Origin of the sequence: Bacillus nitratireducens, from assembly GCF_036320425.1 — a bacterium.
GTDB classification, from domain to species: Bacteria; Bacillota; Bacilli; order Bacillales; family Bacillaceae_G; genus Bacillus_A; species Bacillus_A nitratireducens.
The window spans coordinates 1-254 of the sequence record NZ_JAUMJO010000064.1; the positions used below are offsets into that span (position 1 = coordinate 1).

The 254-nt window shown below is 52.8% G+C and carries 1 rRNA gene; it reads right to left on the reverse strand.

From position 1 onward, the window contains the following. A 16S ribosomal RNA gene (locus Q3V31_RS30865) occupies nucleotides 1–254 on the reverse strand; the annotation flags it as partial.

Sequence of the window (254 nt, forward strand, 5' to 3'; positions counted from 1 at the left end):
CAACTTAATGATGGCAACTAAGATCAAGGGTTGCGCTCGTTGCGGGACTTAACCCAACATCTCACGACACGAGCTGACGACAACCATGCACCACCTGTCACTCTGCTCCCGAAGGAGAAGCCCTATCTCTAGGGTTTTCAGAGGATGTCAAGACCTGGTAAGGTTCTTCGCGTTGCTTCGAATTAAACCACATGCTCCACCGCTTGTGCGGGCCCCCGTCAATTCCTTTGAGTTTCAGCCTTGCGGCCGTACTC